Origin of the sequence: Micromonospora tarapacensis (assembly GCF_019697375.1) — a bacterium.
GTDB classification, from domain to species: Bacteria; Actinomycetota; Actinomycetes; order Mycobacteriales; family Micromonosporaceae; genus Micromonospora; species Micromonospora tarapacensis.
Genome location: NZ_JAHCDI010000004.1, coordinates 1,473,194 through 1,496,602, shown reverse-complemented (window position 1 = coordinate 1,496,602; position 23,409 = coordinate 1,473,194). Strand labels below are relative to the sequence as shown.

Below are 23,409 nucleotides of genomic sequence, written 5' to 3'. Positions count from 1 at the left end.
GAATTTGGCTTCTGGGAGTGGTTCGTGGATCGGATCGTCATTCACGGCGGACCGGAAAGTGATTGGTGGATACCTGATCAGCCATGCTCTGCCGACGACGTTACAACCGACCGGGCCATTGCGCCAGTGGAGAATCGAGGAACTAGAATCTCCGGCATGTCCGATTTGGAGAGACTAAGTACGACCAGTTGGGAACGGTCCGATCGATTGTTCCTGGAAATGGGCAAGCTCGACCGCACGGCGGACGGTTTCCGGCTCTCGGGCACGGCGCTCTACCGGGGCAGGGGCGGTCCGACCAGCGCCACGTACCTCGTCGAGACGGATGCCGCCCGCCGTTCGCGGTCGGTCCGGGTGGAGCTGGACGAGCCCTCCGGCCCGCGGACGCTGGCGCTGCACGCCGCCGACGACGGCCGGTGGCACTCCGCCGAAGGTACGCTTGACCTGGCATTTCCCTGCGACGACGTGGATCTTGCCTTCACCCCGGCGACGAACGCGCTGGCCATCCGGCGGCTCGGACTCACCGTCGGGAGCGAGGCCACGGCCCGGGTCCTGTGGATTCAGGTGCCGTCGTTCGGCCTACGGGCCGTCGAGCAGGCATACCTGCGGATCGACCGCGACACCTACCGTTACAAGGGCCGTTACGGCAGCTACAAATTGACGGTCGACGCCAATGGAATGGTGCTCGATTATCCGGGCGGCGGGTGGCGCTCGGTCGCCCACAAGCTCAGCCACCGAATGCCGTGACAAATCCTGCGACCCGGGTCGGGAAATCCGCACCCGACCCGGTCCGCAATTGCGGCTTCAGCCGCCGATGTCTGCGAACATACGCTCCAACTCCTCTGCGGGGATGGCTTCCAGCATCCGCTCCTCGATTCGGGTGGCGAGCGACTCCAGGACCGGCACCTCGAAGATGTCCTGAACCGCCAGGTCGACACCGAACCGCATGCTGACCGCCGCGATCATCGGCACGGCGCGCAGTGAGTGCCCGCCCAGCTCGAAGAAGTTGTCGTCCAGGCCGACCGACGGCACGCCGAGGATCTCCTGCCAGATCTCGGCGACCGTCTGCTGGGTGCCGCTCTCCGGCGGTCGGTGGGTGCCGCCGGCAGCCAGTTCCGGTTCGGGCAGCGCCCGGAAGTCGACCTTGTTGTTCGGGGTGAGCGGGATGGTGGGGATCGTGACGTAGTGAGCGGGGACCATGACGCTGGGCAAGGCGGTGGCGACCCGGGCCCGCACGACGGCCGGGTCGAAGGTCTCCGGGTCCGCCGGCACGACGTACGCCACCAGGGTGCGGCGCGCCCCGATCACCGGCGCCGTGACCACGGCCGCGGCCACCGACTCGTCGTCGGCGACCGTGCTCTGGATCTCGCCCAGCTCGACGCGCAGCCCGTCGATCTTCACCTGGGTGTCCAGCCGACCGTGGAACTGGATGGTGCCGTCCGGCAGCCAGCGGCAGCGATCGCCGGTGCGGTAGAGCTGGTGACCCTCGCCGGGACGGAAGGTGTCCGGCAGGAAGCGCTCGGCGTTGAGGTCGGGTCGGTTGTGGTAGCCCAGTGCCACCCCGGGGCCGCCGAGGTACAGCTCGCCCCAGACGCCGATGGGCACCGGTTGGCCCAACGGGTCGAGGATGTACGCAGTGGTGTTGTGCATCGGTCGGCCGATCGGGATCGACGGCCAGTCCGGGTCAACGTAGGTGATCTTGTGGCTGACGCTGAACGCGGTGACCTCGGTCGGGCCGTAGCCGTTGACCATCGCCACGTGTGGCAGCCGCTCCAGCACCTGCCGGATGTGCGGCAGCGAGAGGACGTCCCCACCGGCCATGAACTGCCGCAGGTCGCGCAGGTCCTCCAGGTGGGTGTCGATGGTGAGGTTCGCCAGCGGTGCGACCAGCCAGAGCGTGTCCACCCCCTGCTCGCGGACGGTCCGCGCGACCCGGGCGGGCGTCGGCACCCCGGGTGGCAGCAGCACCACCCGCCCGCCGTTGAGCAGCGGGCCGAAGATCTCCAGCGTGCAGGCGTCGAAGGAGAGCGGCGATATCTGCAGATAGCTGGTGTGCTCGTCGAGTTGGAGGATGTCCGTGTTGATCACCAGTCGCACCACGCCACGGTGGATCGTCTCGACGCCCTTCGGCCGACCGGTCGACCCCGAGGTGTAGACGATGTAGGTCAGGTCGTCGGCGGTGTTCTCGTTGACCGGATTCGCCGCGGGCTGTGCGGCGAGCGACGCCGCGTCGCCGGGGTCGTCGAGCACGAGGACCACGACGTCGTCGCCGATCGGCGCCAGTTCACGCAGCCGCTCCTGGGTGACCAGGAATCCGGCCCGGGTGTCCGCCAGCATGAAGGCCAGCCGGTCGGTCGGGTAGGCCGGGTCGAGCGGCACGTACGCCCCGCCGGACTTCAACACCGCCACCACGGCGACCATCAGCTCCAGCGACCGCTCCAGGCAGAGGGCGACCAGGGTGCCCCGCCCGACGCCGCCGGCCCGCAGCCGGTGGGCCAGCCGGTTCGCCTGCTCGTTGAGCTCGCGATAGGTCAGGTGCTGCCCTTCGATCGTCACCGCACGGGCGTCCGGCGTGCGCAGCACCTGCTCCTCGAAGAGCTCGTGCACGGTGGCGTCGCGCGGGAACGGCGCGTCGGTGCGGTTGAACTCGTCGAGCAGCCGATCCCGTTCCGCGTCGTCCATGATGGACAGGCGGTGCACCGGGGTGTCCGGGTCGGCGACGGCGGCCCGCAGCAGGTTGACGTAGTGGCCGAGCATCCGCTCCATGGTGGCGGTGTCGAACAGGTCCGCCCGCCAGCTGAGGGTGAGTCGGGTGCCGGCCGGGTCCGGCTGGGCCAGCAGCGCCAGGTCAGGCAGCGTGGCCGCGGCCGGCACCACGGTCTGCGCCACCACCGCGACCACACCGAACGAGTCGGCCGGCGCGGTGCGCTCCCGGGCCGTGAACGCGGCCTGGAAGACCGGGCTGCGGGCCGGGTCGCGGGGCGGACGGACCTCCTCGACCAGGGTTTCGAACGGCAGCGGCTCCGGGGTGTCGCCCGGCGGGCACAGCGCGACGAACGGCGTGCTGTCGTCGGTCTCGGACCGCAGCACCCGCCAGGTGGCCACCGGCCCGACCAGGTCGGCGGTGAGCGGCCCCGCCGGTCCTCGCCGACCCCACGGCCAGCACCGGCTGGCCCGACCAGCGGTGCAGCAGCGCCTGGAAGCCGGCACGCAGCACATCGCCCGGACGCACGCCGAGCCGGGCCGCCAGCCCGGACAACTGCTCGTGTAGGACCGTCGGCAGCAGGACGTCGGCGGCGCCGGCCTCGTACCGGGGCTGGACCCCGCGCACCCGGTCGGTCGGCAGCTCCAGCGGCGCGACGTCGGCGAGATGCTCGCGCCAGGCGGCGCCGGCGACCGCCCGGGCGGCCTCGGCCTCCGTGCGTTCCCGCTCGGCGAACGCGACGAAGTCGTTTCCGTCGGCCGTGCCACCCGGCGCGGCGGGATCGGCGAGCCGGGCCCGGTAGGCCGCGCCGAGCCGGGCCACGAGCAGCGAGAGGGAGGTCGGGTCGACCACCGCGCGGTGCGCGGTCAACAGGAGCAGGTGCTCGTCGGCGGCGAGCCGCAACAGCTCGGCCCGCAGCAGCGGGCCGCGGCCGAGGTCGAACCGGGTCGCGGCGGCACGCCCGACGGCCCGCCGGACCGCCTCCCGGCGCTCGGCGGCGGGCAGCGCGGACAGGTCCGTCCCCGGCAGTGCCGCCGGCATCGGCGCCGCGGGCCGCTGGCAGGCGCGTCCCTGCTCGGTGCCGATCGCCCAGCGGAGCACCCCGGCGGCGGCCACGATGTCGCCGAGCGCGACGCCCAGCGTGTCGGCCCGCAGCGGCCCCCGCAGTTCCACCCGTTCGACCAGCACGTCGACGGGCGCGTCCACGTACTGGTCGATGAACCAGGACCTCTCCTGCCCGAGCGACAGGCTCCGGCCGGTATCACCCTGCTGCATCTGCTCGTTCCTCTCCCAACTCGACGCGACCTGGTCGTGCGGGACCGAAGGTCGACGGGTACCTGACGGCTCGTCCTGTCTCCCGGCGCGGAGCCCGGCCCGCTCCCGCTCAGCCCTCCGCGGCCACCACCCTGCCCCCGGGACCGTCCCGCGCCGGCGCCGGATAGGACCCGCGGGCGTGCGCGTTGTGGAACGCCGTCGCGACGCCGAGGAGGATCACGCAGCCGAGCAGGACGGGGGCGAGGAGGAAGAGCCAGCCGGGTTGGACGAGCATCACCAGCACGGTGTCGCCGCCGGCGGGCGGATGGAACGACCGGGTCAGCCCCATCAGGGCCATGGCCAGGCCGACGGCCGCGGCGATCGTCCACGGTGCGTTGCCCAGCGCGCGCACCACGACCAGGCCGACCAGGGTGCAGATGGTGTGCCCACCGAGGACGTTGCGCGGCTGGGCGAAGGGTGCCTGCGGCGCGCCGAAGATCATCATGCAGGTCGAGCCCAGCGGGGCGATCAGCAGCGGGGCGCCGGCCAGCAGGCTGAGGGTGCCCACGGCACCGATGCCCAGGGTGCCACCGACCCCGGCGAGGAACGCCGTCCGAACTGGCCAGCGTCGACCGACCCCACGAACCAACGACCGTACGACAAGCACGCGATTCTCCCAGCGATGCCGTGACGTTGCCGCTTTCCTACCGGACCCCGTGGACGCTTTCCCGGCCCCGCGACCTGAGCCTCCGGCCGGCCGGCCAGACCTCGGACCGACCCACCGGGCAGCTCGACTACCAGGCAGGACATTGGATCCCCGAACCCGTTCGGTGGGATCCAACGCCCGGAAGCCTATCGCTTTAGATGCATCCTGTCACTTGATAGCGCATGACACGGGAGTGACAACCACCGATGTTGTTTGTTTACGGCTATCCCACGCGAGTAGGCGAGAACCGTTGCCTAACCGGGCACTGTCGACATCATGCCGGAGGTTCCTCGACGCCGATTGAACCGATCCACCACCGCCGGCCGTATCTCCTGGGCGAAGGGAGTGGCCCATGAAGCGCCAGACCCCGTTGCTCACCCTCCTGGCAGGGGCGGTGACGGCCGCCGTGCTGTTCACGATGAGTGCACAGGCATCTCCACCGGGCACCCAGCCCGCGGCCGGAAGCGGCCCACCGGTCGCCGCCCCGGCGCCGCCCGCCGACATCGACGTCGAGGCGGACGCTCCCGCCGAGGGGGACCCGGCGGACCCGGACGCGAGGCGACCAGCCGGCACGTCGCCGCCGACGGATCCCGACGCGCCGTCGGCCGGGACCGAGGTGGCGTCGGTCGAGCAGAACTGGATCGGCGAGCTGGAGAACGGCGCCACCATCGCGATCACCGTCCGGGACGGCAGGGCCGAGGCATACGTCTGCGACGGCCGGAGCATGGAACTGTGGCTGTCCGGCACCGTCCAGGACGGCAAGATCGAGCTGACCGGCAAGGACGCGAAGCTGACCGGCGTCATCCGCGGCGACAACGCCAGCGGCGAGATGGTCGTCGGCGTCCGGCGGTGGAGGTTCACCGCCCGCCCCGATGACACCGGCGTCGACGAGGCGGTCGTGAAGTCCGGCTCGGGCACCGCTCCGGCGATCTACCGGGTGACCGACGAGGCCCGCAGGGCCGGCTTCGACGGTGGCTGGATCATGTTGCCCGACAGCACCCAGATCGGCATCGTCACCCGCAACGGCAAACCGATCACCGCGCCGCCACTGGACCCCGCCTTCAACAGCACCATGGTCGACGGGCTCACCATCACCGCCGAGCCGGTCATCCCCGGGGCGCGGTGACATGTCCCAGCACCGTCACGGCGGGGCACGCACCGTGCCCCGCCGGCAGCCCGAACCGATGGTCGAGGTGACGCGCGACTTCGGGGGTCCGCCGCCGAGCGTCCCGAGACGGCGACCCTCGCTGCTGGTGCCGCTGGCCGTCGGTGCCGCGGTGGCGGTGGCGCTCGGCGTCTACGGCCGCACCCACACCCCGACCGGCATCGCGGTCAACGTGGCCGGCTTCTCCTCGCCGCTGACGGTCAAGGTGTGGCTGGGCACCGGCGCGGCGTTCTTCGCCGTCGTCCAGCTGCTCTCCGCGCTGGCGATGTGGGGCCGGCTCGGTGGGTTCTCCCCGTCCTGGGCCGGCTCGGCGCACCGCTGGTCGGGCCGGGTCGCCTTCCTGCTCACCGTCCCGGTCGCCGTGCACTGCCTGTACGCGCTCGGCTTCGCCGACTACGACACCCGTACGCTGGTGCACTCCCTGCTGGGCTGCTTCTTCTTCGGGGCGTTCGCCACGAAGATGCTGACCCTGCCCAAGCGCGGTCTCGCCGGCTGGGTGCTACCGGCGATCGGCGGGGTCGTTTTCGTCGCCCTGATCGGTGTCTTCCTGACCTCGTCGGTCTGGTACTTCACCACCTTCGGCATCCAGTTCTGACCCCTCGGAAAGGCAAGGCACCCTCAGATGAACCACGAGCAGGCCGGCTGCTGCCGGTCGCGACGGGCCCTGCTGGCCGGCACCGGTGCGGCGGGCGTGGCCGCGCTGACCGGTTGTGCGACGTACGGCCAGCCGGCGGCGGCACCCCCACCGCCGCCCGCCCCGACCACCGGCGCCGGCCCGTCCGGCACCGCCGAGCCGGGTGACGACGCGGATCCGGGCACGCCGGCGCTGGCCAGCCTGGCCGACATCCCGGTCGGCGGTGGGGCGATCTTCGCCGACGCCGGCGTGGTGGTGACCCAGCCGACGGAGGGAACCATCAAGGCGTACTCCGCCACCTGCACCCATCAGGGCTGTACGGTCACCTCGGTCGCCGACGGCACCATCGTCTGCGCCTGCCACAACAGCGTGTTCGACATCGCCGACGGCTCGGTACGCTCCGGCCCGGCCGGCGCACCGCTGCCCGCCGCGACCGTGACGGTCGACGGTGACGCCATCCGGCTGGCCTGACCGCTCGCCTTCGGCGATGCGAACACGATGACGCGGCCCACCCAGGCCCGGGCCGCGCGGGGCCGTCCGGATTGCGTCGTCGCACCGGACGGCCCCTGCCCCACCCGGGGGCAGGGGTCCCGGGCATGGTCAGGACGCGACGCGGACCGGACCTGGTCATGGTCCGGCACCCAGCGGAGCGCCACGAGCGCGCATGAAGGGACCCGGGTCGACCGCGTTGCTGCTGTTGGCGTTGTACGGGCCGGGCGGGACGTTGACGTGCACCTCGAAATGCAGGTGCGGGCCAGAACTGCCGCCACTGTTCCCGACGAACCCGATTACCGAGCCCGCGGCGATCTGCTGGCCGATGGACACCTCCGGTCGCTTGATCAGGTGGCAGTATCGGGTGACGATGTGGCCCGGGTGGCGGATGTCGACGTACCAGCCGCAGCCTCGGGCGCGGGTGTGCCCGTCCCGGTCACACGTGGTGTACCAGTCGCACATGACCTGCTCCACGCGCCCGCCCGATGCGGCCCGGATCGGGTCGCCACGCACGTCGGTCCTTGACATGTCCACCCCGGCGTGCAACCGCCCGTTGCGGGGTCCGAACGGGCTGCCGACGAACGCGTGCAACGGCTGCACCCATCCACTCGGTCCGACCGGCACCGGCCCGAGGTCGTCGATACCGCAGGGTGCGACAGGAGCACCACCGCCGATGTCACGGATGTCCGGCACGCCGAACACTGCGGCGGCCAGCATCTCGGCGTCGTCCTCCCACTTCTGGTACGCCTCCGGATAGCCGGAGCGCTGCACCGCCTGTGCGGCGTCCGTCAGACGCATCCGTTCCCACCCGTCGATGCGCGTCAGCGCCTCGTAGAACCTCGCTGCGGCGTAACTGGGCGTCATCCGCTCGCGGACCGTGCCCCAACCAGGACGCTGTTGGAACAGCCCGACCGAGTCATGGTCGCGACCGATGCCCTCGTGCGGCAGAGCCAGCGACTCTGGCACAGTGGCGTTCGCCAGGTTGCGCAACGTGGACTCCTGCATCGCCGCCGCCAAGGTGATGACGTGACCGCGGGCAGGCACCTGCCGCTGCCGCCCGACAGCGACGATCGCGGTCGCGTTGGCCACCTGGGCACTGCTCCACCGACCCACCTCAGGCGCCGCCTCGCCCGGAAGCGTCGAGACCTCGCACGCCGCGGCTTCCGCCTGCGACTGGCCCAACATCAGCACCGGCAACACCACCGTGCCACCGCACAGCAGCACCCCGAGGGCCAACACCGCCACGGCCAGAGCGATCGGTTTCCGAGTCATCCGATCGTCCGCCGGAAGTCGGCACCGACGACCACCCAGCGCCCGCGCACGGCCGCCGTCGTGACGGCCAGGGTGCCGCTGTCGGTCGGAATCTCGTACTCCGCAGCGCCATCCCGCGGCTGCTTCGTTGCCACCGGCCCGCCGGTCACCTGGCGCGCCGGGACACGCGCTGGGTCGACCGTTCTCAACTGCTCGGCGAACCCGTCGTCGCACACCACCGCGACCTGCCGCCACCACACGTCGGCCGGCAGGTCAGACCGCACCCACGCCGCCGCGAACCGTACGGCTACTCGTAATGCCTGCGCCGCCGACGGCATCGCGACGGTCGACTCGTCGCCAGCGTGGTCGTCCCGCCCCGGGGACTCACCGGGTGTAGGCGTCTCCACAGGATGGCCGAGGCTCGGGTACACCGGACCACTACGGCCCGGAGCCGGCACAGTCGACGCAGCGGGTCCAGCGCACCCTCCATGGCATAACGCGAGAACAACGACGCACATCACTCGAGTCGGCCCACTTAGCCGCTCAGCAACAGTGACGGCACGCGCTGCCCTCGCCATTCAACTCTCCCCGTACCCCTTTGATCACTTTCGGTGTTGACTCACCAATCACAATAGAACCGTTCGGAATCACATCGCTACTTTCAGGTACTCTTCGATGACTGCGGCACTTGGGGGAGGCATCACGTGACGGGCGGTAGTGGAGCGGCCCTTCTCAGGCCCGAACAGTGAAGACCGGCGCAGTCGCGGCACGCCGCACCCGCCCGACCGCCGTGCCCCAGCTTCCCCTTGCCGCGATTGCCCAGAATCACCACCAGGGCGGGTGGCCGTCGATGTGGTGGGTCGGGTGCCACGGCGGCGCTGGCACCAGCACCCTCGCCCGGCTGGTCGGCTTCGGCGCCGACTTCGGCGCGGCGTGGCCCGCGCTCACGCCGGCGATGCCTGGCGCCCAGGTCGTGCTCGTGTGCCGGGCGTCGGCCTCGGGCACCTGGTCCGCCACCGGTGCCGTCGAGCAGTGGCGCCGCCGTGCCGGGGTGTCCCGGATGACGTGGCTGCTCGGCGTGGTCGCCGTCGCCGCGTCACCACGACGTCCTCCCCGCATCGCCACCCAACGCCTACGGCTGCTCAGCGGCTGGGCACCGCAGATCTGGCGCGTCGGCTGGACCGACGACCTGCTCGCCGTCGACGAGCCCACCGACATCGGCATCCCGCCCGACATCGAGGCACTGCGCACCGCGATCTGGCACACGCTGCAGGCGAAGCAGAAAGGACGACAATGACCCTGATCGACGGCTTGGCGCAGGCCGGAAGCACTCTGGCACAGCGAACCGTCCCCGATCCTGGTGGTGGTGTAGCGCCTCCCGGTGTCGCCGGCAGCGGCGTCCTGCTCATCCTCCAGTGGATCGCCTGGCTGGCCGTCGCGGCCTGCGTCGCCGGGATGCTCTACACCGCAGCGAAGATGGCGATCTCCCACCGCCGCGGCGACGACACCAACGTCTCGCAGCTGGGCTGGGTCTTCGCCGCCTGCGTCCTGATCGGCAGCGCGTCCGCGATCGTCGGCGCGCTCATCGGCTGAGGGAACTGACATGCCCAGCACACCACGAGACTCCCCACAGGACTTCGCCGAACGCCCGCCCTGGACCCGTCCAGGCTTCATCGCCGCCGCGGTGCTGGTGGCGCTCGTCCTCGTGGCTGGGCTGCTGATCGCCGTTCTCAATCCAGGTGGCGGTGACCCCGACGTCGTCGACGGGGCGCCGCCGACCGTGCAGCCTCCCGCCGCCACGAGTACACCAGGACAGGCGCCATCCGCCGCAGTGCCGACGACCGCACCGAATGACGTCAGTTGGGAACTGGTGGGTCCTCTCGCTGTGCCGGTCAGTACCACCGGCGGCCCCAGGCAGACAGGTGACACCACAGCCTCAGGCTTCGCGCACACCCCCGAGGGCGCTCTGATCGCCGCAGCACAGATCGGAATGAGGTCCAGCTATTCCCTCGGACGGGAGTACTGGGAGCCGACCATCGAGCGCCAGTTCATCCCCAGTACCGACCGGGATCGGCTGCTGGAGTCGCTGGAAACCACTAGCGACGCGCCGGCAGACCCGGGCTCCCTCAGCCAGATCGCGGGATTCAGCTACCAGTCCTACACCCCCGATACCGCGGTGATCGGGCTCGTACTCCGCGCGCCGTCTGCCGGTACGCCGCGCTACCACGTGCTGTCGCTGACGCTGCTCTGGCGCGACGACGACTGGCGGATGCAGGCACCGCCCGGAGGCGCCTGGGTTTCTGTCAATCGGGTCACCAATGACCTGACAGGAGTTGTCGAGTGGGGGGCACGGTAGATGCTGGAGTGCCCGCCAATCGACTTTGCCTGCATCGGCGGCAGCGTCGTGCAAGGCGCCGCCAACAGGTACCTCGATGACATCGCCACGCAAGCTTCCGAGGCTGCGGCGGAGATGCTCCGGGCGGTGGTCGCCGGTTGGCTGGCGATTCCTACGACGGAGACGTCTGATTCGTGCCGGCTCAACGACGCCGGGCGGCTGGTCTGCGAGGGGACCGTCGGTTACCTGCGTTCCTACACCAACTGGGCCGTCGTTGCGGTTGCGGTTGGTGCCCTGCTGGTCGGAGCGATCCGGCTGGCCATCGAGCGAAACGGCCGGGAGGCCGGCTCCATGGCCAAGGGCCTGGTGGCCCTGGTCGTGATCACCGGCGCCGGCGTGCCAGCAGTGCAGGTACTGATCGTCATCGGCGATGAGTACTCGGACGCCATCCTTGATGCCTCGGCCGGTGGTGACCTCGGCGCTCGGCTGCTCTTGCTCGCTCCGGCGACGGCCACCGCCACCTTTTCACCAATCATGGTGATCGGTATTTCGCTGATGATGTTCCTGGCCACGATGGTGCAGATGCTGATGCTGCTGGCCCGCAACGCTGGGCTCATCCTGCTGGCGGGCCTACTACCGTTGGCGGCCGCATCGGGTATCTCGGGGTCCGGGCAGGCGGTACGCAACCGGTACCTGACGTGGCTGCTCGCCCTGGTGCTGTACAAGCCGGCCGCTGCGACGATCTACGCCGCGGTGTTTTGGCTCGTGGGCGAGGGCCAGACCCTCACGGACCTGCTCACCGGCTTGGTGATGTTCTGTATGGCGATCGTGGCGCTCCCTGCGTTACTGCGGCTGATCGCCCCGGCGGTGTCGGTGCTGTCCAGCGGCGGCGCATCCAGCGGTGCCGGCATGGCGGCGGTCTCGGCGGCCGGACAGGTCGCGTCCGGCGCGGTGCGCTTGGCCAACAGCGGTGGGAAGGGTGGTGGCGGCTCCGGTGGCCAGACCGGCGGCAGCACCGACCGGCCCGGTGGTGCTTCGCCCTCGGTGCCGGCACCGCGTCCGTCCGGTGGGGCTACCGCAGGTGCCGGCACCAGCGCCGGCTCGGGTGCGGCCGGTGGCGCCGCAGCCGGCTCGGGGCCGCCGCGAGCACGGGTGCCGGCACCGGTGCCGCTGCGGGTACGGCAGCGGGCACCGGTACGGCAGCGGCTGCTGGCCCGGCTGGGCTCGCCGTGGCCGGAGGTATCGCCGCAGCGAAGGCAGGCCCAGCGGCCGTCCGTAAGGTCGGTGAGACAGCCGCTGGCGCGGTGGACGGTGAGGGCTCGTGAGCACCGGAGTACGGGACCGACCGACCGGGCAGCGCACCTACGGCAACTGGCGACTCGGCCGCGGCGCTGGCCTGTTCGGCCTCGGCCCGGCCGGCACCATCGCGGCGTTCCTGGTCATGGTGCTCGCCGCCGCCATGCTGCCGGTCTCCCTGCTCGCGTCGCTGCTCACGGTGATCTTCGGTGTCCTGGTCCTCGCTCCGCTGGCGATCCGGGTCAACGGGCGCACCGGAATCCAGGTCATCACCGCCCGGGTCGCGTGGTGGCTGACGCGGGCCCGCCGCCACCACATCTACGTCTCCGGGGTCGCGTCCCGGGCCACCGCCGCCCACCAGCTTCCTGGGGTGTTGGCCCGCTCCGAGGTGTACGAGGTGGAGACCGGCCGGTCCGGGACGGTCGCGGTCGTCGTTGTCCCGCAGAGCCGCCACTACACCGTCACGCTGCGCTGCGCGCCGGAAGGGCTGGACCTGGTCGACCAGGCGGTCGTCGACGCCCGCGTCGCGCACCTGGCGTCCTGGTTGTCGGCGCTGTCCCGCGAGCCGCACCTGGTACAGGCGCAGGTCACCGTCGAGACCACCCCTGATCCCGGCACCCGGCTCGCCGCCGAGGTCGCCGCCACGTCCCGGCCCGACGCCCCAACGCTGGCCCGGCAAGTGCTCAACGACGTCGTCGAGTCGTCCCCGGCAGGCTCCGCGACGGTCGACACCCGGGTCTCGCTGACCTACGCCGCCCCACCTGGCAGGGCGTTGTCCCACGAGGACGTCTGCCGGGAGGTCGCCGGCCGGCTGCCGCACCTGCACGCCGGGCTGACCGGCGCGACCGGCGCCGGGATCACGCCGCTATCCGCGCGCAGCCTCGCCGCCGTGGTGCGGGCCGCCTACGACCCGGCCGTCGCCACGGATCTCGCCCGGGATCCGCAGCTGACCCCGGACTGGCCGCAGGCCGGGCCGGTGGCCACCCGGGAGAGCTGGGACGCCTACCGGCACGACTCGGCGTTCTCGCGGACCTGGTGCATGGTGGAGGCTCCCCGGGGCGTGGTGTACTCGCGACTGTTCGCCCGGCTCACCGACCCCGACCCGCAACTGCTGCGCAAACGGGTGACCATGGTCTACCGGCCCTACCCCCCCGGCGACGCCGCGCGGCTGGTGGAGGCCGACAAGCGCGACGCTCGCTTCCTGGCCAGCAAGAAACACCGGCCCAGCGCCCGGGACATGACCGACGTCGTCGCCGCCGATCAGGCCGCGGAGGAGGAAGCCGCCGGTGCTGGTGTCGTCCGGTTCACCGTGCTTGTCACCGCCACCGTCGCCGACGAGAAGCAGCTCGACGAGGCTGCCGGCATCATCCGGGCCCGCGCCGGAGAGGCGCGGCTGGTGCTGCGGCCGATGTACGGCTGCCAGGCCGCCGGATTCGCCGCCGGCCTGCCCGCCGGTGTCGTGCTGCCCACCCACTCCACCATCCCGTTCTAGGCCGTGACATGACCATCAGCACCCGGGACCGCACCCCACCGACGCCACCACCGCGTCGACCAGCCACCCGCCGGCCGGGCCGGCTCGGCTACGCCGGGCCCGGCGGTGGCCGCTGGTCGTGGATCGAACCGCCGACGGAGTACCGGGGCACCACCGTGCAGGTCTGCGGCCTGTTCCCGTTCGGCACCGGCGCGTCGACACCGATGATCGGGGTGCCCGTCGGCCGGCACCTCTACACCGGTTCGGCAGTGTGCTTCGACCCGATCTCCTGGTACACCCGGGCCCGGCTGATCAACAACCCGTCGGTGTGGATCGAGGGCGAACCCGGCATGGGCAAGTCCACCGCCGTACGCCGGATGGTCCTCGGCCTCACCGCCCAGGGCGTGACCCCGCTGATCCTCGGCGACCTCAAGCCCGACTACGCGCAGCTGGTCCGCGCCCTCGGTGGGCAGGTCCTGCGCATCGGGCCCGGCCTCGACCGGATCAACCCCCTCGACGCCGGACCGTGGCGCCAGGTCCTCGACCGGGTCGACGAGCGCACCGGCGCTGTCGTGCGCGCGGCGGTCACCGACCGGCGGCTGAACATGCTGGTCGCCCTGGCCACCCTGATCCGGCGCGGGCCCGTCAGCTCCGACGAGACCACCGTCCTCGCTGCCGCGCTGCGCTACCTCGCCGAACGCGAGACCGACACCCCGCCGGTGCTCTCCGACGTCCTGCGCATCCTGCGCGACGCCCCCGCCGACGTCCGCGCCGTCACCCTCTGGCAGGAAGAGCAAGACCTCCCCCGGTTCCGGGAAGAGACCAACGGCCTGCACCGCACCCTGCTGGCGCTGCTACACGGCCCGCTCGGTGACACCTTCGAGGGGCAGACCACCACCGCCATCCGCCTCGACACCCCCGCCGTCTGCGTCGACATCTCCGGCATCGACGACACCGACGAACTGCGCACCGCCGCGACCCTGCTGTCGACCTGGTCGTACGGCTTCGCGCAGGTCGAGGCCGCGCACCTGATGGCCGACCTCGGCCTCGCGCCCGCCCGCACCTTCTTCACCGTGCTCGACGAGCTGTGGCGGGCGCTGCGGGTCGGGCACGGCCTGGTCGACCGCGCCGACGGACTCACCCGCCTCAACCGGCAGAAGGGCACCGGCACCGCCTTCATCACCCACTCTCTCGCCGACCTGGAGGCACTGCCCACCGCCCACGACCGGGCCAAAGCCAGAGGCTTCGCCGAACGGTCCGCGGTGCTGATGATCGGTCCCTGCTCGGAGCAGGAGCTGGACTCCGTCTCCCGGGTCCGGCCGCTGTCGCAGGCCGAACGGCGTGAGGTGCTGTCCTGGTCGGCGCCACCGTCGTGGACTGCCGCCGAGGGCGGCGAGACCGTCGGGCGCGGAAACTTCCTGATCAAGGTCGGATCGAGGCCGGGTATCCCCATACACCTGGAACCGACCGAGGTGGAGAAGCAGCTCGGCAACACCGACTTCCGCTGGACAATGACGTGAACCGGCGGGTAGCCGGGCCGCGTGGTGGCCACGACGACGCCGGCCTGATCGTGGGCGGGCTCGCCGCCCTGCTCGTGGTCCTCGCCGGCACGGTGTGGCTACCGGTGGTGCTGACCCGCCCACCCGGCCACACCGGCGGCCACCCGATCCAGGTGACGCTAGCGGTACTGCGGGGAGACATCACCTGGACCACCGCGTGCACCCTCGTCGCGGCCGGTCTGATCGCCGTGCTGCTGCTGCTGATCGCGGCGGTGATGGTGGTCAGGCGGCGGACCGGCAGGCGGCGGACCCGGGTCGACCCGGCCGCCCGGCGGATGGCCAGCCGCTCCGACCTGGCGCACCTCGGACCCAAGGGGTCGCCGACAGCGGCCGGCGACTGCGGCCCAGCCTCGCCGCCGTCGACCGACCCGACCCCGACCAACTCGGCGTGCTCATCGGGGTCACCGTCGCCGGAGGCATGCCGCTGCGCCAGTCCTGGGAGGACATGGCCGTCGACATCTGGGGCCCGCGCACCGGCAAGACCACCAGCCGGGCCATCCCCGCCGTCGTCGCCGCGCCCGGCCCGACCCTGGTCACCAGCGTCAAGGGCGACATCGTCGACGCCACCCGCGAGGTACGCGCCGCCCGCGGCCAGGTGTGGGCGTTCGACCCGCAACACATCCTCGGCGCCGAGCAGGGCATGTGGTGGAACCCACTGCGCGCCGTGGCCACCATCACCGACGCCCGACGCCTCGCCGAACACTTCGCCGCCGCCGAACGCGAACCCGGAATCAACCGGGACGCCTTCTTCGACCCTTCCAGCGAGGAGCTGGTGGCCAACCTGCTGCTGGCCGCCGCCGTGTCCGGCCACGACATCCTCGCCGCCTACCGGTGGGCCGTCAGCCCACGTGACGACGAACCAGCCCTCCTGCTGCGCGACCGAGGCTTCGACCTGCCCGGCGACGCGGTGTCCGGCGTGGTCAACATGCCCGACAAGACCCGAGGCGGCATCTACGCCGGCGCCCAGAAGATGCTCATGTGCCTCACCGAACCAGCCGTCACCCGCTGGGTCACCCCACCAACCCGAGGCGGGGTACCCGAGTTCGATCCGGCCGCGTTCGTCACCTCCACCGACGTGCTGTACCTGCTCTCCCAAGGCGGACCCGGCTCCCCCGCCCCACTGGTCGCCGCGCTCACCGACGCCGTCCTACGCGCCGGCGAAATGCAGGCCCGCGCCTCGGCCGGCCGGCGCCTCGACCCACCGCTGCTGAGCATCCTCGACGAAGCGGCGAACATCTGCCGGCTACGCCAACTGCCCAACCTGTACTCGTACTACGGCTCCCACGGCCTACCCATCATCACCATCCTGCAGTCCTACCCCCAAGGCGTCGACGTGTGGGGACGCGAAGGCATGCGCAAACTCTGGTCCGCCGCGAACGTCCGCACCTACGGCGGCGGCGTCGCCGACCCCGACTGGCTGGAAGAACTCTCCAAACTCATCGGCGAGCACGAGGTCACCACCCGCTCGACCAGCAGCAGCGGGACCGGCTGGGGCAACCGGTCGGTCTCCCACTCCACCCGCCGCCAACGCATCCTCGACGTATCCGACCTGCACGCCCTGCCCCGCGGTCGGCTGGTCGTCTACGCCTCCGGCGCACCACCCGCGCTCGCCCGCACCGCTCCCTGGCAGGACGGACCTCACGCCGCCACGATCCGCGCCTCGATCGCCCGCTGGGATCCCGACAGCCGTACCGACTGGACCCTGTCCCCCGGCACCCCGCCGGAGCCGACCTCATGACCAGCCCGACCTCCGGCCCCGTCGCCGACCTCAGCGCACCACTCGGTGAACTCGCTGGCGATCCCGCGGGCGAACCGCCGCCCACCGCCGAGCCCGCTGGCAACGAGCCGGTCTTCCGCGACGTCGAGGCGTTCGTCGGGAACTACCTCGCCCACGTCGTCGAGCGGCGCCTCGCCAGCGGACCAACCTCCGGGATGAACTGGTGCCCACGGTGGTGGGCCCACCCAGAAGCGATCTCCCGCCTCTACGCCCTGTGGCGGGCATGGGAGACCCTGCGGGTCAGCGACCCAGAGACCGGCATGAGCACCTGGTGGCGCGACCACCTCGACCCGCACCTCGCCGCCCTCGCCGCCGAGTACGGCCCGTTCAGCCGATGCAGCCCCGACAGGCACACAGACACTCGTCCCCTGCCGGTCGAACCCGCGCCGGCGGAGGTCCTCGCCCAACTACCCGACGACGGGAGTCGTTGAATCTACCGAATCACGACGGCCAGGTTGACCCACAGCAGGAGGGGGTACACGAAATGATCAGCGATACGCCGGTAGTCCTCGTGTCCGACGATCACGTCAGCGCTGTCGTGCACTGGACGCACCGCCGCGGTGGCGACGCCCACTGCCTGGTACGTCTCTATCCCCGCCGAGACCGGGTCGTGGCGGTCGCGTCTGAGATCCGCTCCAACGAAGACAGCAGCGGAATCGCCGACGACATGGCGGGTGTTGCCGCCAAGGCGCTGGACCTGGCCCGGGAACACCTTGACGCCGAGCCGCACGACGTCACCTGGCTGGCCCACCACGGTCCCTTCTCGTACTACGACGCGTTCGACCCAGACACCTTCACCCTTGTCCCGCTGGACTGGGACGGACGGCGCTATCACGACAACCTCGAGAACCACCGACTGCTGACCGGGCAGCAGGTGTACGACCTACTCGACAGCCGCACGCTGGAACCAGTGCCCACGGCGCTCGCCAGCCTCGGCTGGTCCTACTGAGGTCGGCGCGGATGAGCGCCCAGCCAGACAACCGCATCTCGGGCCGAGAAATCCTGCGCACCGTCCACGAGCTGTACGCCAGCTATCGCGAACCCATGACGGCCCGCGGCAGGACGGCAGCGATCATCAGGGTCGAGGCCGGGGGCCACGACCCGGTGGACTGGCAGGCACGCGCGAATGCCTCACGGATCTCCGCAGAACAGAAGGTCGCCAACTTCACCAGGATCGGCCTGCACACCGAACATTTGGTGCTGCCAGCTCGGGTGACTCCAGCAGAGTTCGCAGCCACCATCAGGCGCGCCAACGCCGATCCCGCCGTCACCGCCGTCATCGTGCAACAGCCGGTCCCGGCCCGGCTGCGCCAGTTCGTGCAGGACATCGCCCCGCAGAAGGACATCGACGCGCTGACCAAGGCGTCCGACCAGCAGGTGTGCGCGACTGCGGAAGGAATCTGGCGAGTGGTGCAACCCTTCACCCGCGACGCACCAGCCGTCGCCGTGGTGGGAGCCCGGGGCTTCGTCGGACGCGGTGTCGTCACCCGCCTCACCGAACATGGCCACAAGCCGCTCGAACTCGATCTCGGCGACAACCTCAGCGCGGTCCGCGAGGCCGACATCGTCATCTCCGTCACCGGCAGCCCGGGGTTGCTCGGCCCACAGCACATACGCCCACACCACCGGCTTGTGGTGGACTCCGGCTTCGTCCCGTCGCCCGACGGTGGGGTAGCTGGTGACATCTCCGCCGAGGCCACCGGCATCCCGCAGAACATCACTCCGGTGCCCGGCGGCATCGGTCCCGTCGAGATGGCCGTCCTGGTCGAACGGAGTATTCGTCAGGAGCTGCAACCCGATCTGGCCCCCTGGCAGTACGCGGGACGTCCGTACGAGGCGCGTGCCAGCGGACCTGCCGCAGCTGCCCGAGCGGCAGCATCCGCCTTCCCCGTCCCGACCCGCGTACCTCGACAGACCGGGTCGCAAACCGTGCACCCGCCGTCCCGCCAGCGCGGTGGCCACGATCGCGGCAATGACCAAGATCGCCAACGGTGAGTGCATCACTCGGCACAGATCCCGCATTTCTGGACGCCGTCGAGATCGCGCAGTTGGTCAACACCGGGCAGCTCTGCCCCACCGAAGTCGTCGAAGCTGTCTTGGCCCGCATCGCGGCCGTGGACATGAAGCTACGAGCCTTTCGTGAGGTCTGGCCGGACCGGGCCCGCCGCACCGCGCACGAGTTGCGTCGCGCCGTCGGCGATGGCACCCGACTGCCGCTCGCGGGGGTGCCGCTGGGTATCAAAGCCACCGAAGGCGTCGACTCACCACAAGCTCGACGACTCATCGCCGCCGGGTGCATCCCGATCGGTGCCACCTCAGTGCCGCGCGGCACCGCCTGGCAGACCTGGGGACACACCGACCGCGGCCCCACCACCAACCCCTGGCGGGCAGACCGCACCCCCGGCGGTTCCTCCGCCGGTTCGGCAGCCGCGGTCGCGGCGGGTCTCGTACCCCTGGCAACCGGTAACGACGGCGCCGGGTCGCTCCGCATTCCGGCCGCCTGGTGCGGCGTCATCGGCATCAAGACCACCAGTGGCCGCTGTCCCTCCACGAGCGTGCTCAACGCACCTGGCCCGCTGGCTCGCACCACCGATGACGCCACCGCCTACCTCGATGCCGTTCTCGGCACAGACCTTGCCAGCCAGGTCACCGACCCGACCGAAGGGCAACCCGTTCGAGCGGCCTGGTCGGGCAGCTTGGGCTACGCCGACGTCGACCCGCAGGTGGCGGAGCCGGCACGCGCTGCCGCCGACCGACTCGCCGCGAGCGGTTCGATCCAGTGGGTCGAACACGACCTGGTCCTCAGCGATCCTGCGCCCGCCTGGCATGCGCTGCGTGCCGGTTCGGCCGCGCAGCAAGCCGCCGCCGGAACCCTGCGCACCCACAACAACCAGCAGCTCGCTGAGGTGTTCAGGACCTCAGACGTGCTGCTCACGCCGACGACCCCCTACGCCGCTCACGGTCACACCGGGCCGGGCGAGCGCATGAACGTAGCGTTGACCTGGGCATTCAACCTCAGTGGACACCCAGCCGCAAGCGCACCAGCCGGCTTCGCTAGCGACGGGACGCCCGTCGGTCTGCAGATCGTCGCCCGGCACCACCGCGAAGATCTACTCGTCCGAGTGGCAGCATGCCTACAACTACGGCACCCGTGGCCGCGGCCAAGATAGATCAGACCGAGAGGGCCTCCCGGACGCTGCGTTCCGCGGTGGCGCCACCGTCTCCGGCGGAGGTGACCCGGCCCGACTCCAGCACGTGGTAGCGGTCGGCCACCCGCAGCGCGAAGCCGAGGTGCTGCTCGACCAGGAGCACACTGAAGCCGGTCTGCGCGATCAGCGCCACGATCCGGTCCTGGATCTCGGCGACGACGGACGGCTGGATGCCCTCCGTCGGCTCGTCGAGCATCAGCAGCCGGGGCCGGGTGATCAGGGCCCGGGCGATGGCCAGTTGCTGGCGCTGGCCGCCGGAGAGCAGACCGGCCCGCCGTCGCAGCAGCGGGCGCAACGCCGGGAACAGATCCAGCACCTCGGCGGTGGTCGCCGGCCCGTCCCGCCGACCGTCGGCCACCAGCCGCAGGTTCTCCGCGGCGGTCAGGTGCGGGAAGCACTGCTGTCCCTGCGGCACGTACGCGACGCCCCGGGCGACCCGCTGGTGCGGCGCGAGCCGGGTGATGTCCTCGCCGTCCAGTTCGACCCGTCCGGCGCTGGGCCGCAGCAGGCCGGCGGCGACCCGCAGCAGGGTGGACTTGCCGGCGCCGTTGTGGCCGAGCACCGTGGCGACCCCGTCGCCGGGCACGCTGACGTCGACGCCGTGCAGCACCCGGCTACGCCCGTAGCCGGCGTGCACGCCACGGATGGTGAGCATCATGCCTCCGTACCGGTCGGAGCCGTCCCGGCGTCGACCGGGTGGCCGAGGTATACCTCCTGCACGCGCGGGTCGGCCTGCACCTGCGCGACGGTGCCCTCGCTGAGCAGCCGGCCGGCGTGCAGCACGGTGACGGTACGCGCGAAGCGGCGCAGGAAGTCCATGTCGTGCTCGATCACCACCACGGTGCGGTCGTGGCTGACCCGTTCCAGCAGCCGCCCGGTGGCGTCGCGTTCCTCGTGGCTCATCCCGGCCACCGGCTCGTCGAGCAGCAGCAGCCGGGCGTCCTGCACGAGCAGCATGCCGATCTCCAACCACTGCTTCTGCCCGTGGGCCAGGGTGCCGGCGAGCTGGTCGGCCCGCCCGGCCAGGCCGATGACGTCGAGGGCCTCGGCCACCTCGTCGGGCACCCCGTGCCGGCGGCGCAGCAGCGTCGCCCAGCTCCGCCGGGCCCCGACCGCGATGTCGAGGTTCTGCAGCACGGTCAGCTCCTCGAACACCGTCGAGGTCTGGAAGGTCCGGCCGACCCCGAGTCGGGTGATCCGGTGCACCGGCCGGCCGAGCAGTTCCCGGTCGCCGAAGCGCACCGAGCCGGTGGCCCGGACCAGCCCGGTCACGGCGTCGACCAATGTGGTCTTGCCGGCACCGTTGGGGCCGATGAGGAACCGGATGTCGCCGGGGGGGACGTCCAGCGACACCCCGTCGACGGCGGTGAACCCGTCGAAGCTCACCCGCAGGTCACGCACGTAGAGTCCGTCCAGCTGCTCCGTCACGCCGCCTCCTTCCTACCTCGCCGCAGTCGGGCGAGCACACCGGCCCGTGGCTCGCCGTCGCGCGACTCACCGTCGCGGCGCCGGGCCAGGCCGACCAGCGATGCCAGGCCGCCGGGCAGGAAGGCGACCACCACCACGAACAGCAGGCCCTGCAGGTACGTCCAGGTGCCCGGGAACCGTTCCGACAGGGCGGTACGCGCCCAGGCCACCGCGACCGCGCCGAGCACCGGCCCGAGCAGCGTCGCCCGGCCACCGATGGCGACGCCGATGACGAACTCGATGGACGGCACGATCCCGATCAGTGCCGGCGAGATGATGCCGACCGCCGGCACGAAGAGCGCACCGGCCAGCCCGGCCATGCCGGCGGCGACCACGTACGCGACCAGCTTGACGTTGGCCGGGTCGTACCCGAGGAAGCGGACCCGCTCCTCGGAGTCGCGGACGGCCACCAGCAGCTCGCCGTAGCGGCTCTGCATCAGGTGCCGGACCAGGGCCAGCAACGCCAGCAGGGTGCCGGCGATGATGAAGTAGACCATCCGCTGGTTGACCGGGTCGTCCAGGTTGTAGCCGAAGAAGCCCTGGATGTCGGTGAGCCCGTTGGTGCCGCCGGTGGTGCCCTGCTGGCCGATCAGCAGGATCACCATGGCGGCGGCGAGGGCCTGGCTGAGGATGGCGAAGTAGGCGCCCCGGACGCGGCGGCGGAAGACCAGCGAGCCGAGCACGAAGGCGACCGCCATCGGCAGCAGCACCGTCGCGGGCAGGGCGAACCACGGGCTGGCGAACGGTCGCCACCACAGTGGCAGCTCGTCGAGCTGCCCGTACAGCATCATGAAGTCGGGCATGTTGCCCGGGCCCGCGTCGGCGAGCTTGAGGTGCATGGCCATCGCGTAGCCACCGAGACCGAAGAACACGCCCTGGCCGAGGGCGAGCATGCCGCCACGTCCCCAGGCCAGGCCGATACCGACCGCGACCATGGCCACGCAGAGGTACTTGGCCAGCAGGGACAGCCGGAAGTCCGACAGCAGCAGCGGGGCGACGGCGAACAGCAGGGCGGCGCCGAAGGCGAATCCGGCGACGGCCCGGAACCGGTGCCGCGACGGGCCGGCGGCGGGTTTGTCCGGCGGCGGTGCCGGGTCGACGGCGGCGACGGCATCTCTGGCGACGGTGGTCATGCCAAACTCCGGGTTCGCAGGGTGAACATGCCCTGGGGTCGCCATTGGAGGAACGCGACGATGGCGATGAAGACCATCACCTTGGCGACGCTGAGGGTGGTGAGGTACTCGCCGGACGCCTGGAGCACGCCCAGGGCGAAGGCGACGATCACGGTGCCCTTGAGCTGACCGATCCCGCCGACCACGACGACCAGGAAGGCGTCGATGATCAGGTTGGTGCCCATGGTGGGTCCGATCGGGCCGAGCAGGGTGAGGGCGACCCCGGCGATGCCGGCCAGACCGGAGCCGATGAAGAAGGTCATCCGGTCGACCCGGGCGGTGGGGATGCCGGAGACGGCCGCCAGGTCCCGGTTCTGTACGACGGCCCGGATCCGGCGCCCCAGCGGAGTGACCCGCAGGGCGACGGTCAGCGCGACGACCGCGCCGGCGGCCAGGGCGAGGATGAACAGCCGGTTGTTGGCCACGGTGATCCCACCGGGCAGCGCGATGTTGCCGGTGAGCAGGTCCGGGGCGCGGGTCTGCACGTTGGGGCTGCCGAAGACGTCCCGGGCCAGCTGTTGCAGGATCAGCGACACCCCCCAGGTGACCAGCAGCGTGTCCAGCGGCCGGGCGTAGAGGCGGCGGATCAGCAGGATCTCCAGCAGTACGCCCATCGCGCCGGCCACCACGAAGGCGACCGGCAGGGCGATCAGCAGCGACCAGCCGGCCGCGGTGATGACCTGCTGCAGGACGTAGGTCGTGTAGGCGCCGGCCATGATGAACTCGCCGTGCGCCATGTTGATCACACCCATCTGGCCGAAGGTGAGAGCCAGGCCGAGCGCGATCAGCAGCAGCACCGCGCCGATGCTGACGCCGGTGAAGAGTTGGCCGATGAGAACTGTCACGGTGCGTACTCCGAACTGCTGGGGGGCGGCCCGGGCGGGACGTCGCGTCCCGCCCGGGCCTGGGCTTCACCCGGC

Annotated in this window: 22 protein-coding genes and 1 pseudogene; 14 read left to right on the top strand and 9 right to left on the bottom strand. The window is 71.3% G+C overall.

The features are described 5' to 3' along the window. Positions 1–156 precede the first annotated feature (156 nt). Positions 157–744: a putative glycolipid-binding domain-containing protein gene (locus KIF24_RS12775; protein ID WP_221084229.1), complete on the top strand. Its 588-nt coding sequence runs from the start codon at positions 157–159 to the stop codon at positions 742–744. 57 nt (positions 745–801) lie between these two features. Here KIF24_RS12775 and KIF24_RS32695 read toward each other — a convergent pair whose 3' ends face one another. From KIF24_RS32695 to KIF24_RS12765, 3 genes and pseudogenes are all read right to left on the bottom strand, one after another. Further along, positions 802–3,102, bottom strand: a complete 2,301-nt coding sequence (locus tag KIF24_RS32695) for a non-ribosomal peptide synthetase (protein ID WP_331461098.1) — start codon at positions 3,100–3,102, stop codon at positions 802–804. Between the two features lie 100 nt (positions 3,103–3,202). Continuing rightward, positions 3,203–3,976 (bottom strand): annotated as a pseudogene (locus tag KIF24_RS32690) (condensation domain-containing protein); the annotation flags it as partial. A gap of 109 nt (positions 3,977–4,085) precedes the next feature. After that, positions 4,086–4,622, bottom strand: coding sequence for an HPP family protein (locus KIF24_RS12765; protein WP_221084228.1), 537 nt, complete (start codon positions 4,620–4,622; stop codon positions 4,086–4,088). A gap of 391 nt (positions 4,623–5,013) precedes the next feature. Here KIF24_RS12765 and KIF24_RS12760 point away from each other — a divergent pair, with 391 nt between their 5' ends. Genes KIF24_RS12760 through KIF24_RS12750 form a run of 3 tightly spaced genes read left to right on the top strand, consistent with a single transcriptional unit; the run spans position 5,014 to position 6,931 of the window. Then, complete coding sequence (locus tag KIF24_RS12760; RefSeq protein WP_221084227.1) at positions 5,014–5,787, top strand: hypothetical protein; 774 nt, start codon at positions 5,014–5,016, stop codon at positions 5,785–5,787. A 1-nt stretch (position 5,788) separates the two neighbouring features. After that, positions 5,789–6,421, top strand: a complete 633-nt coding sequence (locus KIF24_RS12755; RefSeq protein ID WP_230415531.1) for a DUF6529 family protein — start codon at positions 5,789–5,791, stop codon at positions 6,419–6,421. Positions 6,422–6,448: 27 nt separating this feature from the next. Then, entirely contained in the window at positions 6,449–6,931 is a 483-nt protein-coding gene (locus KIF24_RS12750) for a Rieske (2Fe-2S) protein (RefSeq protein WP_221084226.1), read from the top strand. A 156-nt stretch (positions 6,932–7,087) separates the two neighbouring features. On the opposite strand, the gene KIF24_RS12745 is transcribed toward KIF24_RS12750, so the two are convergent. Continuing rightward, positions 7,088–8,224 carry a M23 family metallopeptidase gene (locus KIF24_RS12745; protein ID WP_221084225.1) on the bottom strand — a complete coding sequence of 379 codons (1,137 nt, stop codon included), beginning with the start codon at positions 8,222–8,224 and terminating at the stop codon, positions 7,088–7,090. Continuing rightward, on the bottom strand, positions 8,221–8,487 hold the full coding sequence (locus tag KIF24_RS32685) for a hypothetical protein (RefSeq protein ID WP_230415529.1): 267 nt from the start codon (positions 8,485–8,487) through the stop codon (positions 8,221–8,223). The genes KIF24_RS12745 and KIF24_RS32685 overlap by 4 nt, the downstream gene beginning before the upstream one ends. A gap of 566 nt (positions 8,488–9,053) precedes the next feature. On the opposite strand from KIF24_RS32685, the gene KIF24_RS12735 reads away from it, so the two are divergent. The 10 genes from KIF24_RS12735 (at position 9,054) to KIF24_RS12690 (ending at position 19,811) form a co-directional block, all read left to right on the top strand. Continuing rightward, positions 9,054–9,500, top strand: a complete 447-nt coding sequence (locus KIF24_RS12735) for a hypothetical protein (protein ID WP_221084223.1) — start codon at positions 9,054–9,056, stop codon at positions 9,498–9,500. After that, complete coding sequence (locus KIF24_RS12730; RefSeq protein WP_221084222.1) at positions 9,497–9,796, top strand: hypothetical protein; 300 nt, start codon at positions 9,497–9,499, stop codon at positions 9,794–9,796. The genes KIF24_RS12735 and KIF24_RS12730 overlap by 4 nt, the downstream gene beginning before the upstream one ends. Positions 9,797–9,887: 91 nt before the next feature. After that, a complete protein-coding gene (locus KIF24_RS12725; protein WP_331461097.1) occupies positions 9,888–10,559 on the top strand; it encodes a hypothetical protein in 672 nt (223 codons plus the stop codon). Between the two features lie 1,300 nt (positions 10,560–11,859). Continuing rightward, positions 11,860–13,326 carry an SCO6880 family protein gene (locus KIF24_RS12720; RefSeq protein ID WP_221084220.1) on the top strand — a complete coding sequence of 489 codons (1,467 nt, stop codon included), beginning with the start codon at positions 11,860–11,862 and terminating at the stop codon, positions 13,324–13,326. Between the two features lie 8 nt (positions 13,327–13,334). Continuing rightward, entirely contained in the window at positions 13,335–14,825 is a 1,491-nt protein-coding gene (locus tag KIF24_RS12715; RefSeq protein ID WP_221084219.1) for an ATP/GTP-binding protein, read from the top strand. Positions 14,826–15,252: 427 nt separating this feature from the next. Continuing rightward, positions 15,253–16,602: a type IV secretory system conjugative DNA transfer family protein gene (locus KIF24_RS12710; protein ID WP_331461096.1), complete on the top strand. Its 1,350-nt coding sequence runs from the start codon at positions 15,253–15,255 to the stop codon at positions 16,600–16,602. After that, positions 16,599–17,072 (top strand): DUF4913 domain-containing protein, encoded by a 474-nt coding sequence (locus tag KIF24_RS12705; protein WP_221084218.1) that lies wholly within the window; start codon positions 16,599–16,601, stop codon positions 17,070–17,072. The genes KIF24_RS12710 and KIF24_RS12705 overlap by 4 nt, the downstream gene beginning before the upstream one ends. Before the next feature lie 80 nt (positions 17,073–17,152). Continuing rightward, complete coding sequence (locus tag KIF24_RS12700; RefSeq protein ID WP_221084217.1) at positions 17,153–17,590, top strand: hypothetical protein; 438 nt, start codon at positions 17,153–17,155, stop codon at positions 17,588–17,590. 11 nt (positions 17,591–17,601) lie between these two features. Continuing rightward, complete coding sequence (locus tag KIF24_RS12695; RefSeq protein WP_221084216.1) at positions 17,602–18,636, top strand: tetrahydrofolate dehydrogenase/cyclohydrolase catalytic domain-containing protein; 1,035 nt, start codon at positions 17,602–17,604, stop codon at positions 18,634–18,636. After that, positions 18,633–19,811 carry an amidase gene (locus KIF24_RS12690; RefSeq protein ID WP_331461095.1) on the top strand — a complete coding sequence of 393 codons (1,179 nt, stop codon included), beginning with the start codon at positions 18,633–18,635 and terminating at the stop codon, positions 19,809–19,811. Before KIF24_RS12695 ends, KIF24_RS12690 begins: the two co-directional genes overlap by 4 nt. A gap of 1 nt (position 19,812) precedes the next feature. Here the strand turns inward: KIF24_RS12690 and urtE are convergent, their stop codons facing one another. Genes urtE through urtB form a run of 4 tightly spaced genes read right to left on the bottom strand, consistent with a single transcriptional unit; the run spans position 19,813 to position 23,334 of the window. After that, on the bottom strand, positions 19,813–20,505 hold the full coding sequence (gene urtE, locus KIF24_RS12685; RefSeq protein ID WP_221084215.1) for an urea ABC transporter ATP-binding subunit UrtE: 693 nt from the start codon (positions 20,503–20,505) through the stop codon (positions 19,813–19,815). After that, complete coding sequence (urtD, locus tag KIF24_RS12680; protein ID WP_221084214.1) at positions 20,505–21,278, bottom strand: urea ABC transporter ATP-binding protein UrtD; 774 nt, start codon at positions 21,276–21,278, stop codon at positions 20,505–20,507. The genes urtE and urtD overlap by 1 nt, the downstream gene beginning before the upstream one ends. Further along, entirely contained in the window at positions 21,275–22,450 is a 1,176-nt protein-coding gene (urtC, locus tag KIF24_RS12675) for an urea ABC transporter permease subunit UrtC (protein WP_230415528.1), read from the bottom strand. The genes urtD and urtC overlap by 4 nt, the downstream gene beginning before the upstream one ends. Next, complete coding sequence (gene urtB / locus KIF24_RS12670) at positions 22,447–23,334, bottom strand: urea ABC transporter permease subunit UrtB (RefSeq protein ID WP_221084213.1); 888 nt, start codon at positions 23,332–23,334, stop codon at positions 22,447–22,449. The genes urtC and urtB overlap by 4 nt, the downstream gene beginning before the upstream one ends. Positions 23,335–23,409: the final 75 nt, after the last annotated feature.

Bases quoted from the DNA above. Each gene is read 5' to 3' on its own strand.
- KIF24_RS12760 (WP_221084227.1), top strand. From the start codon at position 5,014: ATGAAGCGCCAGACCCCGTTGCTCACCCTCCTGGCAGGGGCGGTGACG.
- KIF24_RS12735 (WP_221084223.1), top strand. From the start codon at position 9,054: ATGTGGTGGGTCGGGTGCCACGGCGGCGCTGGCACCAGCACCCTCGCC.
- urtC (WP_230415528.1), bottom strand. From the start codon at position 22,450: ATGACCACCGTCGCCAGAGATGCCGTCGCCGCCGTCGACCCGGCACCG.
- KIF24_RS12730 (WP_221084222.1), top strand. From the start codon at position 9,497: ATGACCCTGATCGACGGCTTGGCGCAGGCCGGAAGCACTCTGGCACAG.
- KIF24_RS12745 (WP_221084225.1), bottom strand. From the start codon at position 8,224: ATGACTCGGAAACCGATCGCTCTGGCCGTGGCGGTGTTGGCCCTCGGG.
- KIF24_RS12715 (WP_221084219.1), top strand. From the start codon at position 13,335: ATGACCATCAGCACCCGGGACCGCACCCCACCGACGCCACCACCGCGT.
- KIF24_RS12695 (WP_221084216.1), top strand. From the start codon at position 17,602: ATGAGCGCCCAGCCAGACAACCGCATCTCGGGCCGAGAAATCCTGCGC.
- KIF24_RS12705 (WP_221084218.1), top strand. From the start codon at position 16,599: ATGACCAGCCCGACCTCCGGCCCCGTCGCCGACCTCAGCGCACCACTC.
- KIF24_RS12750 (WP_221084226.1), top strand. From the start codon at position 6,449: ATGAACCACGAGCAGGCCGGCTGCTGCCGGTCGCGACGGGCCCTGCTG.
- KIF24_RS12755 (WP_230415531.1), top strand. From the start codon at position 5,789: ATGTCCCAGCACCGTCACGGCGGGGCACGCACCGTGCCCCGCCGGCAG.
- KIF24_RS12775 (WP_221084229.1), top strand. From the start codon at position 157: ATGTCCGATTTGGAGAGACTAAGTACGACCAGTTGGGAACGGTCCGAT.
- urtE (WP_221084215.1), bottom strand. From the start codon at position 20,505: ATGCTCACCATCCGTGGCGTGCACGCCGGCTACGGGCGTAGCCGGGTG.